Annotated in this window: 16 protein-coding genes; 8 read left to right on the top strand and 8 right to left on the bottom strand. The window is 65.3% G+C overall.

From position 1 onward, the window contains the following. Window positions 1-432: 432 nt before the first annotated feature. Entirely contained in the window at window positions 433-1815 is a 1383-nt protein-coding gene (locus VME63_RS17710; protein WP_325434774.1) for an L-serine ammonia-lyase, read from the bottom strand. Between the two features lie 77 nt (window positions 1816-1892). Between VME63_RS17710 and VME63_RS17705 the strand changes: the two genes are divergently transcribed. Then, window positions 1893-2162 (top strand): glutaredoxin family protein, encoded by a 270-nt coding sequence (locus tag VME63_RS17705; RefSeq protein ID WP_325434772.1) that lies wholly within the window; start codon window positions 1893-1895, stop codon window positions 2160-2162. Window positions 2163-2164: 2 nt separating this feature from the next. Here the strand turns inward: VME63_RS17705 and VME63_RS17700 are convergent, their stop codons facing one another. Genes VME63_RS17700 through VME63_RS17690 form a run of 3 tightly spaced genes read right to left on the bottom strand, consistent with a single transcriptional unit; the run spans window position 2165 to window position 3928 of the window. Then, the gene (locus VME63_RS17700) at window positions 2165-2728 is read right to left on the bottom strand and encodes a YceI family protein (RefSeq protein ID WP_325434770.1); all 564 of its coding nucleotides are present in this window, start codon (window positions 2726-2728) and stop codon (window positions 2165-2167) included. 10 nt (window positions 2729-2738) lie between these two features. Beyond that, a complete protein-coding gene (locus VME63_RS17695; protein ID WP_325434768.1) occupies window positions 2739-3305 on the bottom strand; it encodes a cytochrome b in 567 nt (188 codons plus the stop codon). Then, the gene (locus tag VME63_RS17690; protein WP_325434764.1) at window positions 3302-3928 is read right to left on the bottom strand and encodes a YceI family protein; all 627 of its coding nucleotides are present in this window, start codon (window positions 3926-3928) and stop codon (window positions 3302-3304) included. Before VME63_RS17690 ends, VME63_RS17695 begins: the two co-directional genes overlap by 4 nt. Window positions 3929-4287: 359 nt before the next feature. Here VME63_RS17690 and VME63_RS17685 point away from each other — a divergent pair, with 359 nt between their 5' ends. Further along, window positions 4288-7767: a hybrid sensor histidine kinase/response regulator gene (locus VME63_RS17685; RefSeq protein ID WP_325434763.1), complete on the top strand. Its 3480-nt coding sequence runs from the start codon at window positions 4288-4290 to the stop codon at window positions 7765-7767. A 41-nt stretch (window positions 7768-7808) separates the two neighbouring features. Here VME63_RS17685 and VME63_RS17680 read toward each other — a convergent pair whose 3' ends face one another. Together VME63_RS17680 and VME63_RS17675 are read right to left on the bottom strand one after the other, a co-directional pair. Beyond that, on the bottom strand, window positions 7809-8231 hold the full coding sequence (locus VME63_RS17680; protein ID WP_325434762.1) for a DNA polymerase III subunit chi: 423 nt from the start codon (window positions 8229-8231) through the stop codon (window positions 7809-7811). Between the two features lie 62 nt (window positions 8232-8293). Continuing rightward, window positions 8294-9781, bottom strand: coding sequence for a leucyl aminopeptidase (locus tag VME63_RS17675; protein WP_325434760.1), 1488 nt, complete (start codon window positions 9779-9781; stop codon window positions 8294-8296). Window positions 9782-9877: 96 nt separating this feature from the next. Here VME63_RS17675 and lptF point away from each other — a divergent pair, with 96 nt between their 5' ends. The 4 genes from lptF to ltaE all read left to right on the top strand — a co-directional run bounded on the left by lptF (window position 9878) and on the right by ltaE (window position 13632). After that, on the top strand, window positions 9878-10981 hold the full coding sequence (gene lptF / locus VME63_RS17670) for an LPS export ABC transporter permease LptF (protein WP_325434758.1): 1104 nt from the start codon (window positions 9878-9880) through the stop codon (window positions 10979-10981). After that, window positions 10981-12084, top strand: a complete 1104-nt coding sequence (gene lptG, locus VME63_RS17665; protein WP_325434757.1) for an LPS export ABC transporter permease LptG — start codon at window positions 10981-10983, stop codon at window positions 12082-12084. Before lptF ends, lptG begins: the two co-directional genes overlap by 1 nt. Before the next feature lie 13 nt (window positions 12085-12097). After that, window positions 12098-12553, top strand: a complete 456-nt coding sequence (locus VME63_RS17660; protein WP_325434755.1) for a PIN domain-containing protein — start codon at window positions 12098-12100, stop codon at window positions 12551-12553. Window positions 12554-12615: 62 nt separating this feature from the next. Continuing rightward, on the top strand, window positions 12616-13632 hold the full coding sequence (ltaE, locus tag VME63_RS17655) for a low-specificity L-threonine aldolase (protein ID WP_325434753.1): 1017 nt from the start codon (window positions 12616-12618) through the stop codon (window positions 13630-13632). 52 nt (window positions 13633-13684) lie between these two features. Here ltaE and VME63_RS17650 read toward each other — a convergent pair whose 3' ends face one another. Then, window positions 13685-14953 carry a polyhydroxyalkanoate depolymerase gene (locus tag VME63_RS17650; RefSeq protein ID WP_325434751.1) on the bottom strand — a complete coding sequence of 423 codons (1269 nt, stop codon included), beginning with the start codon at window positions 14951-14953 and terminating at the stop codon, window positions 13685-13687. A 151-nt stretch (window positions 14954-15104) separates the two neighbouring features. Further along, the gene (locus tag VME63_RS17645; RefSeq protein ID WP_325434750.1) at window positions 15105-15605 is read right to left on the bottom strand and encodes an RDD family protein; all 501 of its coding nucleotides are present in this window, start codon (window positions 15603-15605) and stop codon (window positions 15105-15107) included. Between the two features lie 85 nt (window positions 15606-15690). Here VME63_RS17645 and xerD point away from each other — a divergent pair, with 85 nt between their 5' ends. Together xerD and VME63_RS17635 are read left to right on the top strand one after the other, a co-directional pair. Continuing rightward, the gene (gene xerD, locus VME63_RS17640) at window positions 15691-16599 is read left to right on the top strand and encodes a site-specific tyrosine recombinase XerD (RefSeq protein WP_325434749.1); all 909 of its coding nucleotides are present in this window, start codon (window positions 15691-15693) and stop codon (window positions 16597-16599) included. A gap of 87 nt (window positions 16600-16686) precedes the next feature. Further along, window positions 16687-17469: a thioredoxin fold domain-containing protein gene (locus VME63_RS17635; protein WP_325434747.1), complete on the top strand. Its 783-nt coding sequence runs from the start codon at window positions 16687-16689 to the stop codon at window positions 17467-17469. Window positions 17470-17542: the final 73 nt, after the last annotated feature.

The following is a 17542-nucleotide window of genomic DNA, read 5'->3' as shown; positions in this document are numbered from 1 at the left end:
CGTGCAGCAGGGGGAGGCTGGGAGGGGGTGGAGCCGATATGCGATAGCCGGGCTTCACCCCACCCCAACCCTCCCCTGCTGCACGCAGTGGAGGGGGAAAAGCATGTGCGCTTCGACGCAGCCTCAGCACTTGATGAAACGCCACCTCAGCATTCGATGAAATACGCGATGACGTTGACGACTAAGCTGCTGTGCGAGGGTTTGGCTCCTCCCCCTGCGTGCAGCAGGGGGAGGCTGGGAGGGGGTGGAGCCGGCACGCGATAGCCGGGCTTCACCCCACCCGAACCCTCCCCTGCTGCACGCAGGGAAGGGGGAAAAGCATGTGCGCCTCGACGTAGCCTTGGCATTCGATGAAACGCAGCCTCAGCACTCGATGAAGCGCAGCCTCAGCACTCGATGAAACGCAGCCTCAGCACCCGATGAAACGCCACCTCAGCACTCGATGACGTTCACGGCCAAGCCGCCGCGCGAGGTTTCCTTGTACTTGTCTTTCATGTCGCGGCCGGTGTCGCGCATGGTCTTGATCACTTTGTCGAGCGACACGCGATGCTTGCCGTCGCTCTTGAGCGCCATGCGGCTGGCGTTGATGGCCTTGACCGAGCCCATCGCGTTGCGCTCGATGCAGGGAATCTGCACCAGGCCGCCGATCGGGTCGCAGGTGAGGCCGAGGTTGTGTTCCATGCCGATCTCGGCGGCGTTTTCGATTTGCAGCACCGTGCCGCCCAGTGCGGCGGTCAGGCCGCCCGCGGCCATCGAGCAGGCTACGCCCACTTCGCCTTGGCAGCCCACTTCGGCGCCGGAGATCGAGGCGTTTTCCTTGTAGAGAATGCCGATGGCGGCGGCGGTGAGCAGGAAGTCGATGACGCCGTTTTCGTCCGATTTCGGGCAGAAACGGTGGTAGTAATGCAGCACGGCCGGCACGATGCCGGCGGCGCCGTTGGTGGGCGCGGTCACCACGCGCCCACCGGCGGCGTTTTCCTCGTTGACGGCCAGCGCGTAGAGATTCACCCAGTCCAGAATGGTCAGCGGATCCTTGAGCGACGCTTCCGGCTGATTGCGCAGCTCCGCGGCCATCGCCGGTGCGCGGCGCGATACTTTCAGGCCGCCCGGCAGCACGCCGGGCGAGCGCAGTCCGCGTTCCACGCAGCCTTGCATGGCCTTCCATATCGCCAGCAACCCCGCGCGCACCTGGGCTTCGCTGCGCCAAACTTTTTCGTTGGCCATCATCAATTGCGCGATGGTCAGGCCATGTTCCTCGCACAACGCAAGCAGTCGTTCGCCGGTATCGAAGGGATAGGGCTGCTCGGTGGTGTCGGCCACGATGCGGTCTTCGGCCGCTTCGTCGTGATTGACCACGAAGCCGCCGCCCACGGAGTAATAGTCGCGCGTGGCCAGTTCGTTGCCCTGGGCGTCATAGGCGCAGAAGCGCATGCCGTTGGTGTGGAACGGCAGCTTTTGGCGTTTGTTGAAGACCAGGTCGCGCTTCTCTTCGAAATCGATTTCGTGCTTGCCGAGCACGCGCAGGCGGTGCGTGGTGCGCACGCGCTTGAGGATGTCGGGGATACGATCGGGATCGACGGTATCGGGATGCTCGCCTTCGAAGCCGAGCAGCACCGCTTTGTCCGTGCCGTGGCCGCGCCCGGTCATCGCCAGCGAACCGTAGAGTTCGGCGCGCACGCGCACGACCTTGTCCAATACGCCTTTTTCTTCCAGCCAGCGTTCGGAGAAGCGCGCCGCGGCGCGCATCGGGCCGACGGTGTGGGATGAAGACGGGCCGATGCCGATCTTGAAGATGTCGAAAGCGCTGACAGCCATGGGGTGTGATGCGATGTCGGGAATGAACTGGCTATTCTACGCGCCAGTGCTTTGCGAGACAGTCTATTCGCCCACGTATGGCTGAACTGGTGCTCTATCAGCGGGATTACTGCCACTTGTGCGACCAGGCCCTGGCCGTGCTGGCCCAGGCGCGCGCGCCGGATTTCGATAGCGTGTGGGTGGACGACAGCCAGGAGCTGGAGGAACGCTACGGCACACGCGTGCCCGTGCTGCGCGACCGGCGCGATGGGCGTGAACTGGACTGGCCGTTCGATGCGGCCACGGTAGCCCGCTGGATCGGCGCCGGCTCCCGCTTCGCCGAGGAAGGGGAGCCGCACCGCGGGTAAGGCTATTTCGCGGCAAGCACCAGGTGCGCGCTGATCTTCACGTCGGGGCCGATTACCGAGGTGTCGGCGTACTGGCCGCCGCCCACGCCGAAATCCAGGCGCTTGACGCTGCCGCTGACATCCAGCGTGGCGCCGCTGCCTTGCGGCTTGAATGCCACCACCAGGCTCACCGGCTTGGTGACGCCGCGCAGGGTGAGGTTGCCGTCGGCGATCACCTGCGCGCCCTGCTGGCGAAATCCGGTGGTGACGAAATGCGCCTGCGGGTACTTGGCCACGTTGAAGAAATCGGTGCCGGGCAAGGCGCCGTCGCGGTCGCTGTCGCCGGTCTTGGCGCTGGACAAATCGACGGTGACATCGAACTTCGACGCGGCGAGCTTGGCCTGGTCATAGCGGATGGCGGCGGTCCATTTGTCGAAATGACCATCGAAGCTGCTGCCCTGGAAGCTGCCGGAGAAACCCAGCGTGCTGGCGGACGGCTGCACGGTGTAATCGGCCGCGTGGCTCAGGCAGGGCAGGGCCAGTGCGAAGAGGCAGGCGAGCGCGGTGCGGTTGGGGCGGACGTTCATGGGGTTCTCCTCAAGGGGACGGGTTGCGACGCGTGCGCGTGAACGGCAGCATCCGCCGCAGCACGTTGTCCTTGTCAAAAAAATGATGCTTCAGTGCGGCGCCGACGTGAGCGATCAGGACGAGCAGCAACAGATAGAAAAGATATTCGTGGATGGCATGCGCGGTGTGCGCAAGCTCCTCGTTCTTGCCCGCCAGCGCGGGCAGATTGAACAGCTTGAACCATTGCAGTGGAAAGCCGTGCAAGGAGTTGTACCACCAGCCGCTCAAGGGCATCGCCAGGATGAGTCCGTACAGCAGCGCATGCGTGGCGTGTGCGGCGACGCGCTGCCACAGCGGCGCCGGTTCGTCCGGCGGTGCGCGGTCGTACAGGCGCCAGGCCAGGCGCAGAAAGAACAAGGCCAGGATGGTCAGGCCGATCGATTTGTGCAGCGCGTAGATGCTGATCTTGCTCATCGACGGCGACATGTCGGTCATCAGCAGGCCCCACACGCCGTTGACGAGGATGCCCAGCGCCACCAGCCAGTGAAACAGTTTGGCGATGGATCCCCATTGCCGTTTATCGCTGCGCAGACTCATGGATGCTCCTTGCGGGTGTCTGTGTTGGGGGTTTGACTGTCGGCCATTCCTTCCAGTTCCAGCCAGATCGCCACGTCATGGCCGATGGCATGGGGGAACCCCGTGATGCCGAAGGCGGTGCGGTCGAGCGAGGCGGTGGCGGAGAAGCCGGCGATCGTATGCAACCCATAGATGGTCTTGCCGATGCGGTTGACGCGGAACGGAATGTCGATCGGCTGCTGCACGCCGTGCAGGGTAAGCACACCGTGCAGGATGCCGTGCGTGGCGTCCTTGCGTTCGACGCTGGTGCTGGCGAAGTGGGCGACGGGATAGGTCTTGCAATCGAGCAGGGAGGAAGCGCACACCGCTTTGTTCCAGGCGGCATCGCCCATGTCCAGGCTGGTCATGTCGATGTCCAGCGTGGTGCTCGCCTGCGACCAGTCGTCGGGATCGAAGCGCAGCGATCCTTGCGCGATGCGCAGGCGCCCCATGGGGCGCGAGAAACCGTCGTGGTCAATGCTGAAAAGTACTTGGCTGTGCACCGGATCGTAGCGATAGCTGCGCGGCGCCGCGTGCGCGGTCAGCGGTGCCGTCAAGCCGGCCAGGCACAAGGCCAGGATGCGTCGGGAGAGTGTGCGATTCATGGCGGGGGCAGTCTGGCCTAAATCAGGCGATGCTTTCCAGCGCAAGGATGGGAACGGATTGTTGCCGTAGGTGCGACACCGGACGCGCCAGGGCCTGTCTACGCCCATAGGGTAAACAGGCCCCAAGGTTCCCCCCTGATAGGACATGCACAAAACCCGGGGATTTGGCATCATCATCCAGTTGCGTGAAGCGTCCAGAGAACGCTTCGCCGGGCATGCCTGAGGGGGCCTCTGTGGCGGTTTTCTGGTTGGGTATGGCCTTCATGCTGGGCGCGTCCGCCATGGATGTACCGCCCGGGGCGGCCTATCCATCCCGCAGCGCCCGGCCAGACGCGGTGTCCGCCGCGGAATCTTCGCCATTGCCCACCCCGCAATTTCGCCGTTACGGCATGGCCGACGGGCTGCCCAGCAGCAGCGTTTACGCCATTGCGCAGGATCACAACGGTGCCATGTGGTTTGGCACCCGCGGCGGCATCGCCCGCTTCGATGGCGTGCACTTCCAGGTTTTTCGCCATGTGGAGAACGATCCGGGCTCGCTCTACAGCAATGGCATTTCCACATTGATCGTCGGCCGGCTGGGCAATATCTGGGCCGGCGGCCTGGATGCGGGCCTCAACCGCTATGACATGGCGACGGGCAAGTTCAGTCATTGGGGACACGACCCGGCCGATCCGCACAGCTTGAACAGCGACCGCGTGTGGGTAGTGGCGCAGACGCCCGACAGCGCGATCTGGGTGGGTACCAGCTCGGGCCTGGACCGCATGTTGCCCGATGGCCACAGCTTCGAGCATGTCATCAACCCCTTGCTGGGTTTGCACCCGCAAGACTTCGGCGCGGTGGCGGCGCTCTATGTGGATCGGCGCGGGCGCTTGTGGATCGGCTCGGACCTGGGCGTTTTTCGGCGTGAAACCGATGGGCGTTTCGTTCGCATCAAGCCTGCCGACCCCAGCCTGAGCATGGATGCATGGCGTATCGACGGCCGCGGCGATGAAGTGCTGCTGGCCACCGGACGCGGCCTGCTGACGGTAGGTTCGGACGATGTCGCGCGGCGCTTCGGCTCGCCGGCCATCCCCGACGACACCAACGTGATGACCAGCACCCGCGATGCGGCCGGCCATCTGTGGGTGGGCACGCAGCGCGGCATGTATCTGCAGGTGCGTCCCGGCGGTCCGATCACCGAGGTGATCGACCAGCCGCTGCTGTATGGCGATCTGCCCGGCAGCTGGATCTGGCAGACGCTGTCGGACCGCGAGGGCGGTCTGTGGGTGGCGTTGCTCGATGGCGGCGTGGGCTATCTGGCGCCCGGCTGGAACAGCTTCAGCCGCTTCACGCACATTCCCGACGACCCCAACAGCCTGCGCGATTCGGTGGCCAAGACCATGGCACGCGGGCGCGACGGCCGGCATATATGGGTTGGCGAACGCGAAGGCCGCATCGACCGGCTCGACCCGGTCACCGGCACGGTGGAACACGTCCTCAGCGGCTTGCACGGCGACGTGGACAGCATGACCGAGGATTTCCACCAGCGGCTGTGGATCGCCGTGCAGGGAGCGCTGTTCCGCTACGACTATGTGCACGACCGCCTCGACCAAGTCGATCCGCAAGGCACGCTGCTTAAGCGTCCACTCGAAGTGGAGCCGGGCCCGGACGGCAAGATGTACGCGCGCACCTTCGGCGAAGGCATTTTCCGCATCGATCCGGACACGCTGGCGGTGTCGTCCGTGCCGATGGACCAGCCCAACGACAAAGTGCTGTGGGGCAGCCAGATGATGCTCTACAAGGGCGACTTCTGGTACGCCAGCGACGGCGGCCTGATGCGCATGGACCAGGCCGCCGGACGCTTCGTCACGGTGCCGGGGGCGCCGCTGGGCGTATCGGTGGATGCCTTCGACTTCGATCGCACCGGCATTTGGCTGGCTACGCCGGACGGCCTGTTTCATTACCGCATGCAAGGGCGCGGGCTGGTGAAGGATCGTGCGGTCGATGCCGCCAAGGGCTGGCCATCGTTGAACGTGGTCGATCTGGATGTCGATTGCTGGGGCCGCGTGTGGGTTTTCAGCCGCGACGGTTTGTGGCGCTTCGATCCGGGCGATGCCTCGTTTCATCTCATCGGCTTGCAGAACGGGCTGGCGAACGGCGAATTTTCGCGCGGCTACGCGCTGCTTCCCTCCGGTTACCTGTATGCCGCCACGGTGGGCGGCGTGGCCGCTTTCAATCCGGACAAGGTGGATGCCACGCCGATCCTGCCGACCTTGTCGATCACGCAGATTTCCGTGCGGCACAAGGGCAGTGAACGCGATCTGCCACTGAATGCGCAGCCGCTGCAAGTGGGCTGGCACGATAGCCAGCTGCATATCCAGGCGCGGGTGTTTTCCTACATCAATCCATCGGCCAACCAGTACCGGTTTCGCCTCAACGGGTTCGATCCGGATTGGGTGGATCGCGACAATCACGGCGAACGCGAATTCACCGGCCTTGGCAGCGGCGATTACACGCTCGACATCATGGCGCACGGCGCCGATGGCGGCTGGGTATCGCTGAAGGCGCCGTTGCGCATCCACGTACAATCGCCGCCGTGGCTGCGCTGGTGGGCGTGGCTGGTCTATGCGGGCTTGATCGCCGGCGCGGGTTTCTTGTCGTTGCTGGCGTGGCGACGCCGTCTGGCCCATCGCTATCGCATGCAGATGGCCGAGCAGCGTCACCAGATCGCCGAGCAGGCCAGCGCGGCCAAGAGCCAGTTCCTGGCCACGCTCAGCCATGAAATCCGCACGCCGATGACCGGCGTGATGGGCATGGCCGAATTGCTGCTGAGCACGCCGCTGAACGAGGTGCAGCGCGAATATGCCGAATCGATGCAGCGTGCCAGCAACGTGTTGTTGAAACTGTTGAACGACGCGCTGGACCTGGCGCGCATCGAGGCCGGCAAGCTGGTGCTGGAGTCCGCGCCGTTCGACGTGCGCTCGGTGGTGCAGGATGTCGAGCGCCTGCAAAGGAACGCGGCGAAAGTCAAAGGGCTCGCACTCGCCGCGCGGATCGACCAGGACGTGCCCGCGTCGCTGGTTGGCGACGCGCAACGCATCCGGCAGGTGTTGTTCAATCTGGTCAACAACGCGGTGAAGTTCACCGAGCAGGGCAGCATCGGCATCCACGTTGGATGGCTGGACGGCTACTTATGGCTGGATGTAAGCGATACCGGCCCGGGCATTTCGCCGGCCAGCCGCGCGCGCCTGTTCCGCCGCTTCGAGCAGGACGAAGGTCCGCAACGCAGCATCGGCAGCGGCCTGGGCCTGGCCATCTGCAACGAGTTGGTCGGCCTGATGGGTGGCAGCATCTCGCTGGAATCGACCGTGGGCGAGGGCACCACTTTCCGTATCCGCCTACCGCTGCAGGTGTCGCGCGAGGATGTGCCGCAGACGCGTCCGCCAAAGGCGGCTGCCGGCGAACTTCGGCCGCTGGATGTGTTGCTGGTCGAGAGCGACGCCACGATCACCGAGGCCATCCGCGGCATGCTGGAACATCAGGGCCACCGCGTTCGCTGCGCCACGCACGGACTCAATGCGCTGGCGGAGCTGGCGCAGGATCCCAGCGACGTGGTGCTGTTGGATCTGGACCTGCCCGGCATCGACGGATTCCAGGTGGCGCAGCTGATCCGCCAGGGCGAAAGCGCAGGCGAACATGTGCCGATCGTGGCGATGAGCACGCGCACCCGTGCCGAGGAAGTCGAACGCGGCCGCCAGGTGGGTATCGACGGATTCCTGCGCAAGCCGCTGACCGGCGTACAGCTTGCCGCCGCGCTTGGTGCGGCTGTGTCGGCGCGATCGGAAACGCATCCGGCGTAAGGCCCAAGGCCATGCACCGGCGTGGGCCGATGCCGTGCGCGCTACATGTCGAACTTGTTCACGTCCAAGCCGCGCCGCTGGTATTCGCGCCAGCGCACGCGCGAACCGTCGCGTTCGGCGGGGTCGGCGGCCACCACTTCCAGCACGCGCTCGCCATGGCTTTCAGGGCATTGTTCGCGCAGGTTGATGATCAGCGGACGCGGGGGCGTGTCCACGCCAGGCGGCACGATCAGCACGGCGGTTTGCGCGTCATCGTCGTCGCCGGCGAGTTGGTGCGGAATGAAGGTGTCCTCGTCGAACGACCACAGCAGTTCGTCCAGCGCTTCGGCTTGCGCGAAGTCGCGGGTGAGAATCAACGTGGGCTGCTGCGCGGCGTAGGCCTTGCGCGCCAGTTCGCACACCAGCAGCAGCGGTTGCTCGCTGAAGCGCGGTTTGGCGATGAGGTAGAAATCGGCGCGCGGCATGAAGGTCCGTCTCGTGATGCTCCCTCACGCCCGTGCGAAACGGGCGTGAAGGAGGCGATGGATCAGCCGGCGCGATCGATCAGCCACTGGGCCAGCAGCGGCACCGGGCGGCCGGTGGCCAGGCCCTTGCGGCCCTCGTCCCATGCGGTGCCGGCGATGTCCAGGTGCGCCCAGCGCTGGCCTTCGGTGAAACGCGACAGGAAGCAGCCGGCGGTAATCGCGCCGGCATTCTTGCCGCCGATGTTGGCGACATCGGCGAAGCCCGATTCGAGCTGGGCGTGGTAGTCATCCCACAGCGGCAGGCGCCAGGCGCGGTCGAGCGCATTTTCGCCGGCACTGAGCAACTCTTCGGCGAGGTCGTCGTGCTTGCTCATCAGGCCGCTGGCGTGCTTGCCGAGCGCGATCACGCACGCGCCGGTCAGCGTGGCGGCATCGACGATGCTCTTGGGCTGGAAGGTCTGCACGGTGTAGGTGAGCGCATCGCACAGGATCAGGCGGCCTTCGGCATCGGTGTTGAGCACTTCGATGGTGAGGCCCGAGAGGCTGGTGAGCACGTCGCTGGGGCGATAGCTGTCGCCGTCGGGCATGTTCTCGACGGCGGGCACCACGCACACCAGGTTGAGCTTCAGGCCCATCTTCACGGCCGAGACGAACGCGCCCATCACGCCGGCCGCGCCGCCCATGTCGAACTTCATTTCTTCCATGCCGGGGCCGGGCTTGAGGCTGATGCCGCCGGTGTCGAAGGTGATGCCCTTGCCGACCAGGGCGTAGGGTTTTTCGTCGTTGGCGCCGCCCTTGTATTCGAGCACGATCAGCTTGGGCTTGTTGGCCGAACCGCGACCTACGGCCAGCAGCGAGCCAAAGCCGAGCTCGGCCATTTTTTCGTGATCGATCACGGTGCAGCGAAGGTTGTCGTGGCCCTCGGCGAGCTTTTCCGCCTGCCCGGCGATGTAGGCCGGGTTGCAGATGTTGGGGGGAAGATTGGCCAGCTCGCGCGCAAAGCGCACGCCTTCGGCGATCGCCGCGGCCTGCTCCAGGCCGGCCTGCGCGTGGTCGGTGCCGGCGAAGGCGATGCTGCCCAGCTCCGGCTGCGCGCTCTTTTCGCGCGGCTTGAAGGTGGCGGTGTAGCGATAGCTGGCGTGGTCGGCGGCCAGGGCCGCGGTACGCACCCGCCAGGTGGCGTCGCGGCCGGGAACGTCCACTTCGGTGAGGTAGGACACCGCCGCGTCGATGGGCAGGCGGCCGAGCGCGCGCGCCGCTTCGGCGTTCACTTTCTGGAAGCGGGCGGCGTCGAACGTTTTCTGCGTGCCCAGCCCCACGACCAATACGCGCCTGGCCTGCACGCCTTCGGGTGCGAACAGCACCGTGGTGCTGCCGGCCTTGCCGTTGATGTCGCCGCTCTCCACCTGGCGCTTGATAGCGCCGCCGGCGGCGCTGTCCACCCGCGCCGCCGCGCTGGTCAGCAGGCCGTTTTCGTACACGCCGACCACCACGCAGGGCGTTTCGGCGGTTTCGGGGGCGGCGGAGCCGAGGCTGAATTGAAGCGTCATCGTCAAATTCCTACGAGAGACCGGCTGCATCGAACCGGCTAGACTTAGGGTTTGCCTCTCCCGGTCGGAGGGGCATGGAACCCACGATTCTATCGCATGCTGAGCATCCTAGACCGATACTTCCTGCGCGAGCTGGGCCAGACCGTCGGCGCCACCGTCATCGTGCTGCTGGTGATCATGGCCGGTACGTCCTTCGCCCACGTGCTGGAGCAGGTGGCCAAGGGCAGCTTTCCGGCCAGCGTCATGTTCCAGGTGCTGGGCCTGAACATGGTCGACAGCCTCTCCAACATGTTGCCGCTGGCCGGGTTCCTGGGCGTGCTGCAGTCCTTCGGCCGCATGTATCGCGAAAGTGAAATGCACGTGCTGGCCTCCTCGGGCATGGGCATGACCGGCCTGCTGCGGCCCAGTTCCATCGTTGCCGTGATCATGATCGCCGCGGTCAGTGCGGTGTCGATGTGGCTGGGGCCGCTGGCATCGCGCACCTCGGACAACCTGGTGGCGGCGGCCAACCGCTCGATCATCGCCGCGGGCCTGGATGCCGGCCGCTTCACGGAGCTTCCGGGCAAGGGCGGCATCATCCTGGTCGATTACCTTAGCCGCGACGGGCAAAAGCTCGGCAACACCTTCATCGCCCAGGAGCGTGTCAACAAGGATGGCAGCCTGACCATGAAGATGGCGACCGGCAAGAGCGGATTCCTGTATTCCAACAGCGATTCCAGCAACCGTTACCTGGCGCTGCGTACCGGCTGGCAGTACGAAATTCCGCTCGGCGCCGACAATTGGCGCCGCATGCAGTACGTGCGCAACGACAGTGCGCTGTCGGCGATCCAGTCCGATGAACAGAGCGATCCCATCCACGACCTGGACATGGCCACGCTGCTCAAGAATGACACCGCGGACGGGCGCGCCGAGCTGGCCTGGCGCACGGTGGTGCCGATGATGACGCTGGCCCTGCTGATGCTGGCGATGCCGCTGTCGCGGCAGACGCCGCGCGAGCCGCGCTATGGACGCATGCTGATCGCGGTGCTGGGCTTCTTCCTGTATTACAACCTGCTGGCCTTGTGCCGCGGACAATTGGCCAAGGGCCACTGGCATCACGCCTGGCCGATGTGGCTGCTCAGCCTGAGTCTGTTCGCGGTGGCCGCGATGGCTTTCCGCAGCCATTACATCGCGCGCAAGCCGCGCAAGGCGAGTGCCTGATGGCGGCCATGCGTATCAAACGAGTGGACTGGCTGATCGGCATGACCGTGCTCGGCTCATTGCTGCTGGTCTGGCTGGTGCTGATCGGCCTGGACGCGATGCTGGTGTTCGTGCGCCAGCTCGGCTTCATCGGACGCAACGGCTACACCTTGAGCAACGCGATCTTCTACGTGGTGGTGACGATTCCGCGCCGCATGTACGAAATGTTCACCTTCGCCTCGCTGATCGGCGGCCTGCTGGGCCTGGGCGGCCTGGCATCCACCGGCGAGCTGACCGCGCTGCGTGCATCGGGCATGTCGCGCCTGCGCATCGCGGTATCGGCCGTGGGGATCGTGGCGCTGTTGGTGGCCGGTGTGGTGGTGATGGGCGAAACCGTCGGCCCATGGGGCGACCAGCAGGCACAGGCGCTGGAACTGCGCTTGCGCTCCAACGGCAACATGGGCATGACCAACAGCGGCCTGTGGGCGCGCGACGGCGACCGCATCATCAATGCCAAGACCAGCAGCTTGCGCACCGCCGGCGATCACTCCTACGTGCAGCTGGCCGACGTACGCGTGTTCACGCTCACGCCCGACGGCCAGCAGCTGGCGCGTTTCGACCAGGCCAACACCGCCGAGCAGGTGGGCCGGCAATGGGTGCTGGACAAAGTACGCACCACCACCATCGACGACAACGGCGTACATAGCCACGTGTCGGCCAATGAGCGCTGGGATTCCAAGCTCGACCCGGAAGTGCTGCAGCAATCGCTGGTGCAGCCGCAATACCTGGCGGTGCGCGATCTGGAACACATCATCGATTACAAGAAGAAAAACGGCGAAAACACCCGGCCGTATGAAATTCCGCTATGGAGCCGCGTGCTGTACCCGTTCAACGTGCTGGTGCTGGTGCTGTGCTCGATGCCGTTTGCCTTCGGCGCATTGCGTTCGGGCGGCTTGGGCAAGCGTATTTTCATGGGCATGATCCTGGCGATCGCGTGGTTTTTCGTGCAGAAGGCGATCGTCAGCTTCGGCACCGTGTACGGCGTTCCGCCGTTGGCGGCCAATTTGCTGCCGCCGCTGATGCTGGCGGGTATCGGCTGGTACTACTTCCGCTATCGCGCCTAGCGCGGGCGGCATCATGTCGCCCACGCCACGCTTCGTGCCGGACACGAATGTCTGCCTGGACTTGTTCGTGTTCGGCGATGCCCAGTGCGCTTCGTTGCTTGCCGCTGTGCATGCCGGCCAGATCGAACTGGTGACGCGGCAAGACTGCCGCGCGGAATGGCAAGCCGTGCTGGCTTATCCGCAACTGAAGTTGAGCCGGGACAAGCGCGTGCGGGCGATGCAGGCCTTCGATGCCCGCGTGCGTTGCCTGCACGGGCCGGATCTGGCCATGCGCGGCGAGGTCGTGCTGCCTCGCTGCAGCGACCGCGACGATCAGAAATTCCTGGAGCTGGCGCACGCGTCCGGCGCGGCGGCCTTGCTGACGCGCGACGACGCGTTGTTGCGCCTGGCCCGGCGCACCCGGCGCGAAGGCCTGTTCGCGATCCTGCCGCCCGCCGCATGGCAAGAAGTCAAAAGCGGACCAGGATGACTTGCCGGCGCGCGCCGCGACCGGCAAAGTGATGCATTCTTTCGCGAGTATTGAGGTGCGGCATGAACTGGGTCGATCTGCGCAGTGATACGGTGACGCGGCCCACGCCCGCCATGCGCGCGGCGATGCTCGATGCCGAGGTCGGCGACGATGTCTACGGCGAAGACCCCACCGTCAACGCGTTGCAGCAGCGCCTGGCCGGCGAGCTTGGCTTCGAGGCGGGCTTGTTCGTACCCTCGGGTACGCAGTCGAACCTGCTGGCGCTGATGTCGCATTGCGAGCGCGGCGACGAGTACCTCGTCGGTGCCGATGCGCACACGTACAAATTCGAAGGCGGCGGCGCCGCCGTGCTCGGTTCGATTCAGCCGCAGCCGATCGCGCACGATGTCGATGGTTCGCTGCCGTTGGAAAAGGTGGTGGCAGCGATCAAGCCGATCGATCCGCATTTCGCGCGCACGCGTCTGTTGGCGCTGGAAAACACCTGGCACGGCCGCGTGCTGCCCATGAGCTATCTACGCGCCGCGCGCGACGTTGCGCGCGAACGCGGGCTGGCGTTGCATCTGGATGGCGCGCGGCTCTACAACGCCGCCGTGGCTGGCGGCGTGCCGGCAAGGGATATCGCGCAGCATTTCGACAGCGTATCGGTGTGCCTGTCCAAAGGCCTGGGCGCGCCGGTCGGATCGGTGCTGGTGGGTTCGGCCGCGTTGATCGACAAGGCGCGCCGCTGGCGCAAGGTCACCGGCGGCGGCTGGCGCCAGGCCGGCATGCTTGCCGCGGCGTGCGCGTATGCATTGGATCATCACGTGGCGCGCCTGGCGGACGATCATGCGCGCGCGGCGCGGCTGGCCGACGGCCTGCGTGAGCTTCCCGGCGTCAACGTGCTGGGGCTGCATACCAACATGGTCTTCGTTGACGTGCCCGCCGACCGCCTGCGCGAACTCGATGCACACCTGCGCGCCGCTTCGGTGCGTATCAGCATCGGTTATCTGCCGACGCTGCGGCTGGTGACGCATCTGGATATCGACGACGACGGCGTTGCACGCGTGATCGAAGCGTTCAAGACGTTTTTCGCCGCTTGAGCGCCGGCCCTCTCCCGTTCGGGGAGAGGGCGTCTGCGAAAAGACTGAACGATCAGGCGCGCTTGGACACCAGCGCCAGATCGGAGCGGCGAATGAAGTCGCGTACCTGCGGATACACCACTTCGCGCCAGCGGCGGCCGCTGAAAATGCCGTAGTGGCCCGCGCCCTCGATCACGCGATGCGCGCGGCGCCCGGCGGGGATGCCGGTGCACAGGTCATGCGCGGCTTCGGTCTGGCCGATGCCGGAGATGTCATCCAGTTCGCCTTCGATGGTCAGCAGGCTGGTGCGCTTGATCGCCGCGGGGTTCACGCGTTCGCCGTTCACATCCCACAATCCGCGCGGCAGCAGGAACTGCTGGAATACGGTGTTGATGGTGTCCAGGTAATACTCCGCCGGCATGTCCAGCACGGCGTTGTATTCATCGTAGAACTTGCGATGCGTCTGCGCGTCGTCCTGATCGCCGCGCAGCAGGTTGAGATAGAAATCCCAGTGCGAATTCAGATGGCGGCCGGGATTCATGGCAATGAAGCCGGCGTGCTGCAGGAAGCCCGGATACACCTCGCGGCCATGCCCCGGATAATTGGCCGGCACGGTATGGATGACATTGCCCTTGAACCAGCTCAGCGGCTGCGTCGTCGCCAGGTTGTTGACCTGGGTGGGGCTGCGGCGGGGATCGATCGGGCCGCCCATCATCGTCATGCTGCGCGGCGTGGCTTCCCCGCGCGCGGCCATCAGCGAAATCGCCGCCAACACCGGCACGGTCGGCTGGCACACCGAGATCACATGCAGCGATTCGGCGCCGATGTGGCGGATGAATTGCTCGATCGTCGCCACATAGTCGTCCAGATGGAACGTGCCCGCGGCGGCCGGCACCATGCGCGCGTCGATCCAGTCGGTGATGTACACCTTGTGATCGAGCAGCAGCGTGCGCACGGTATCGCGCAGCAACGTGGCGTGATGACCCGACAGCGGGGCCACCACCAGCACCACCGGCTCGGTTTTCATCTTCTCGATGGTGTCCGGATCGTCGCTGAAGCGCTTGAAGCGGCGCAGCTGGCAGAACGGCGTCTCCAGATCGATGCGCTCGACGATGGCGATCTGGTTGCCCTGCGGATTGGTGATGCTGTGAATGCCGAAGGCCGGCTTCTCGTAATCCTTGCCAAGGCGGTGGATCAGTTCATAACCAGCGGCCATGCGCTGCGCACCGGGCATGCTGGCGAACGGACTGCTGGGATCGGTAAGCAGACGGGCGCTGGCCTCGGCGTAATGGCTCATGGGGCCGAGGAAGGCGCGTTGCCATTCATGGAGCTGATAAAGCATAAGAACGTGACCGACGGTTCAAAGCTGCATGATAACTCGATATGCACTGTAATGCTGCAATGCGTCAGAAATTTGACCCTTTACAGATCAATGACTTGCGGATTTGTTGTCGTATTTTAGGAATAAGTCGAGTCAACCGGGGCTGATTTTTCTAGCCGATCCGGCGGATTTCGGTGCGGGCGGCCAGATCGTGCATGGTGCGGCGGCGCGAATCGAACAGCGCCACCGCGAACCAGACCGTCCACGTCGCCGCGAGCGCCCATAGCGCCACATGCAGACCCAGGGCCGGTGCCAGCAACAGCAGCAACAAGGGCAGTGCGGCCGTCATTACGCGCACGCACGCCTGCAGCAGCGACGGTTGCGCACCGTTGCGCGCGGTCACGCGGATGCGCCAGGGGCGCATGCCCAGCGTCTGCCCGCCACGCCGCCACGACACGACGAAATAGGCCGCAACCACCAACGCCTGCAGCGGCTGGTACCACGGCGCAATGCGCACCTGGCCGCCGGTGGCGATCAGTTGCCCGTGCGTGGCCAGTTGGCACAGCAGCCCCACCACCATCACGATGGCGATCACCGCGACCACGTCATACAGCAGCGCCATCAAGCGGCGCCAAAGCGGGCAGACGACGTCGGTGGTGTTGGCCGGGATCATGGGGCTGCGGTCATAGTTTGAGATCGTGGAAAGAGGATCGCCCGATGGCTTGCATGGCACGCGCGCAACACCCAGCATCGCATACATGAAACCGAGCATCACCATCGCCGACGCCGACGTGCAGGATATCGACGCCTTCATTGAACGCGTCTGGTCCGAGGACGGCCTGGCCCAACGCACACTGGAAGCCTACCGCCGCGACCTGGAAACACTGGCGCGCTGGCTGGCCGGGCGCGGGCGGCGCTTGCGCACGGCGCGGCGCGAGGATCTGTCGGCTTTCCATGGCTCGCAGCCGGTGGCGGTGCGCTCGATGGCGCGCCGGCAATCGGCATTTCGCCGCTACTACGCCGCGCTGGCGCGCGAGGAGCCGGGGTTGGACGATCCCACGCTGCTGATCGAACGGCCGAAAATGCCGCGCAGCCTGCCCAAGGCGCTGTCCGAGCGCGAGATCGAAGGGCTGCTGGACGCGCCGGATGTATCGACCACGCTGGGCCTGCGCGACCGCGCCATGCTGGAACTGATGTACGCCTCGGGCCTGCGCGTTTCGGAACTGGTCGAGTTGCCGCTCGCCGCCTTGAATCCGCGCCAGGGCGTGCTGCGCATTACCGGCAAGGGCGGCAAGGACCGTCTGGTGCCGGTCGGCGAGGTGGCGCTGGAACGCATCCAGGCCTACCTTGCCGCGGCGCGGCCGGTGCTGGCCAAGGGCCGGCAGCCGGCGGCGCTGTTTCTCAGCAAGCGCGGCGAAGGCATGACTCGCCAGATGTTCTGGACACTGGTGAAGCGCTACGCCCTGTCGGTCGGCATCAACGCCAAGCGCATCTCCCCGCACGTGCTGCGGCATTCCTTCGCCACGCACTTGCTCAATCACGGCGCGGATCTGCGCGCCCTGCAGATGCTGCTGGGCCACAGCGCCCTGAGCACCACGCAAATTTATACGCTGGTCGCCAAGGAAGGCCTGAAACGGCTGCACGCCCAGCACCATCCGCGTGGCTGAGCGCACAGAGTGCTAACGCGACTGTGCGATAATTGAAGCCCTTCCGGTACGCAAGCGCGCGTGAGGCCGGCATGCTGTGAGGTTGTGATGTCGAAGAAGATCTGGTTGACGCTGTGCGCCGGCGTACTCGCCCTGCAGGCAGGCGTGGCCATCGCTCAAGCCACCGTGTCGGCGCCGCCGGTGGCTTCCACGCCCGAAAACATCGTGCGGCAGACCATCCAGCGGCTGGTGCCCCGGGCCGTCATCGACCAGGTGACGCCGGCGCCGCTGCCCGGTTTTTACCAGGTGATCGCCTCCGGCCATCTTGTTTACGTCAGCGCAGACGGCAAGTACGTGATGAACGGCGACCTGATCGATGGCGTCAAAGGCGGCAGTCTCACCGAAGACGCCTGGGCGGCCTATCGCAAGGCCGAGCTTGCGAAGGTGCCGGTGTCCGACCGCATCGTGTTCGCGCCCGCGCATCCAAAATACACGGTGACGGTGTTTACCGACGTGACCTGTCCGTATTGCCGCGTCCTTCACAGCCAGATCGATGCACTGAACAAGGAAGGCATCGCGGTGCAATACCTGGCGTGGCCGCGCTCGGGCGTGATCGGCGACGACGGCAAGCTCACATCGACCTATAACGAAATGGTCTCGATCTGGTGCGCCAGCGATCGCAACAACGCCTTCACCGCCGCGAAGAAGGGTCGCGATCCGAAACCGATGACCTGCAAGAACCCGGTGAAGGATGAATTCGACCTGGGGCTGAAGCTCGGCGTCACCGGCACGCCCTCGGTGTATGCCGAGGACGGCACGCTGATCGGCGGCTACCTGTCGCCGACGGACATGCTCGAAGCGGTGAAGGAGCACTCCGCGACGGGCGGTTGACTGATCGACGCCGCACAGGCGCGCGCCAACAATGTCCCTGATCCGGCCTCGTGGAGGCCACACAGGGATGTGC

Source organism: Dyella sp., from assembly GCF_035503745.1.
Classification (GTDB): domain Bacteria; phylum Pseudomonadota; class Gammaproteobacteria; order Xanthomonadales; family Rhodanobacteraceae; genus Dyella_B.
Note: the sequence above shows the minus strand (reverse complement) of the source record. Positions and strands in the feature narration are given on the sequence as shown.

Coding starts and splice junctions, on each gene's coding strand:
- VME63_RS17695 (WP_325434768.1), bottom strand. CDS start 3,305: ATGAGTCTGCGCAGCGATAAACGGCAATGGGGATCCATCGCCAAACTG.
- lptG (WP_325434757.1), top strand. CDS start 10,981: ATGGCGGCCATGCGTATCAAACGAGTGGACTGGCTGATCGGCATGACC.
- VME63_RS17690 (WP_325434764.1), bottom strand. CDS start 3,928: ATGAATCGCACACTCTCCCGACGCATCCTGGCCTTGTGCCTGGCCGGC.
- VME63_RS17635 (WP_325434747.1), top strand. CDS start 16,687: ATGTCGAAGAAGATCTGGTTGACGCTGTGCGCCGGCGTACTCGCCCTG.
- VME63_RS17675 (WP_325434760.1), bottom strand. CDS start 9,781: ATGACGCTTCAATTCAGCCTCGGCTCCGCCGCCCCCGAAACCGCCGAA.
- lptF (WP_325434758.1), top strand. CDS start 9,878: ATGCTGAGCATCCTAGACCGATACTTCCTGCGCGAGCTGGGCCAGACC.
- xerD (WP_325434749.1), top strand. CDS start 15,691: ATGAAACCGAGCATCACCATCGCCGACGCCGACGTGCAGGATATCGAC.
- VME63_RS17660 (WP_325434755.1), top strand. CDS start 12,098: ATGTCGCCCACGCCACGCTTCGTGCCGGACACGAATGTCTGCCTGGAC.
- VME63_RS17705 (WP_325434772.1), top strand. CDS start 1,893: ATGGCTGAACTGGTGCTCTATCAGCGGGATTACTGCCACTTGTGCGAC.
- VME63_RS17645 (WP_325434750.1), bottom strand. CDS start 15,605: ATGATCCCGGCCAACACCACCGACGTCGTCTGCCCGCTTTGGCGCCGC.
- VME63_RS17710 (WP_325434774.1), bottom strand. CDS start 1,815: ATGGCTGTCAGCGCTTTCGACATCTTCAAGATCGGCATCGGCCCGTCT.
- VME63_RS17680 (WP_325434762.1), bottom strand. CDS start 8,231: ATGCCGCGCGCCGATTTCTACCTCATCGCCAAACCGCGCTTCAGCGAG.
- VME63_RS17700 (WP_325434770.1), bottom strand. CDS start 2,728: ATGAACGTCCGCCCCAACCGCACCGCGCTCGCCTGCCTCTTCGCACTG.
- ltaE (WP_325434753.1), top strand. CDS start 12,616: ATGAACTGGGTCGATCTGCGCAGTGATACGGTGACGCGGCCCACGCCC.
- VME63_RS17650 (WP_325434751.1), bottom strand. CDS start 14,953: ATGCTTTATCAGCTCCATGAATGGCAACGCGCCTTCCTCGGCCCCATG.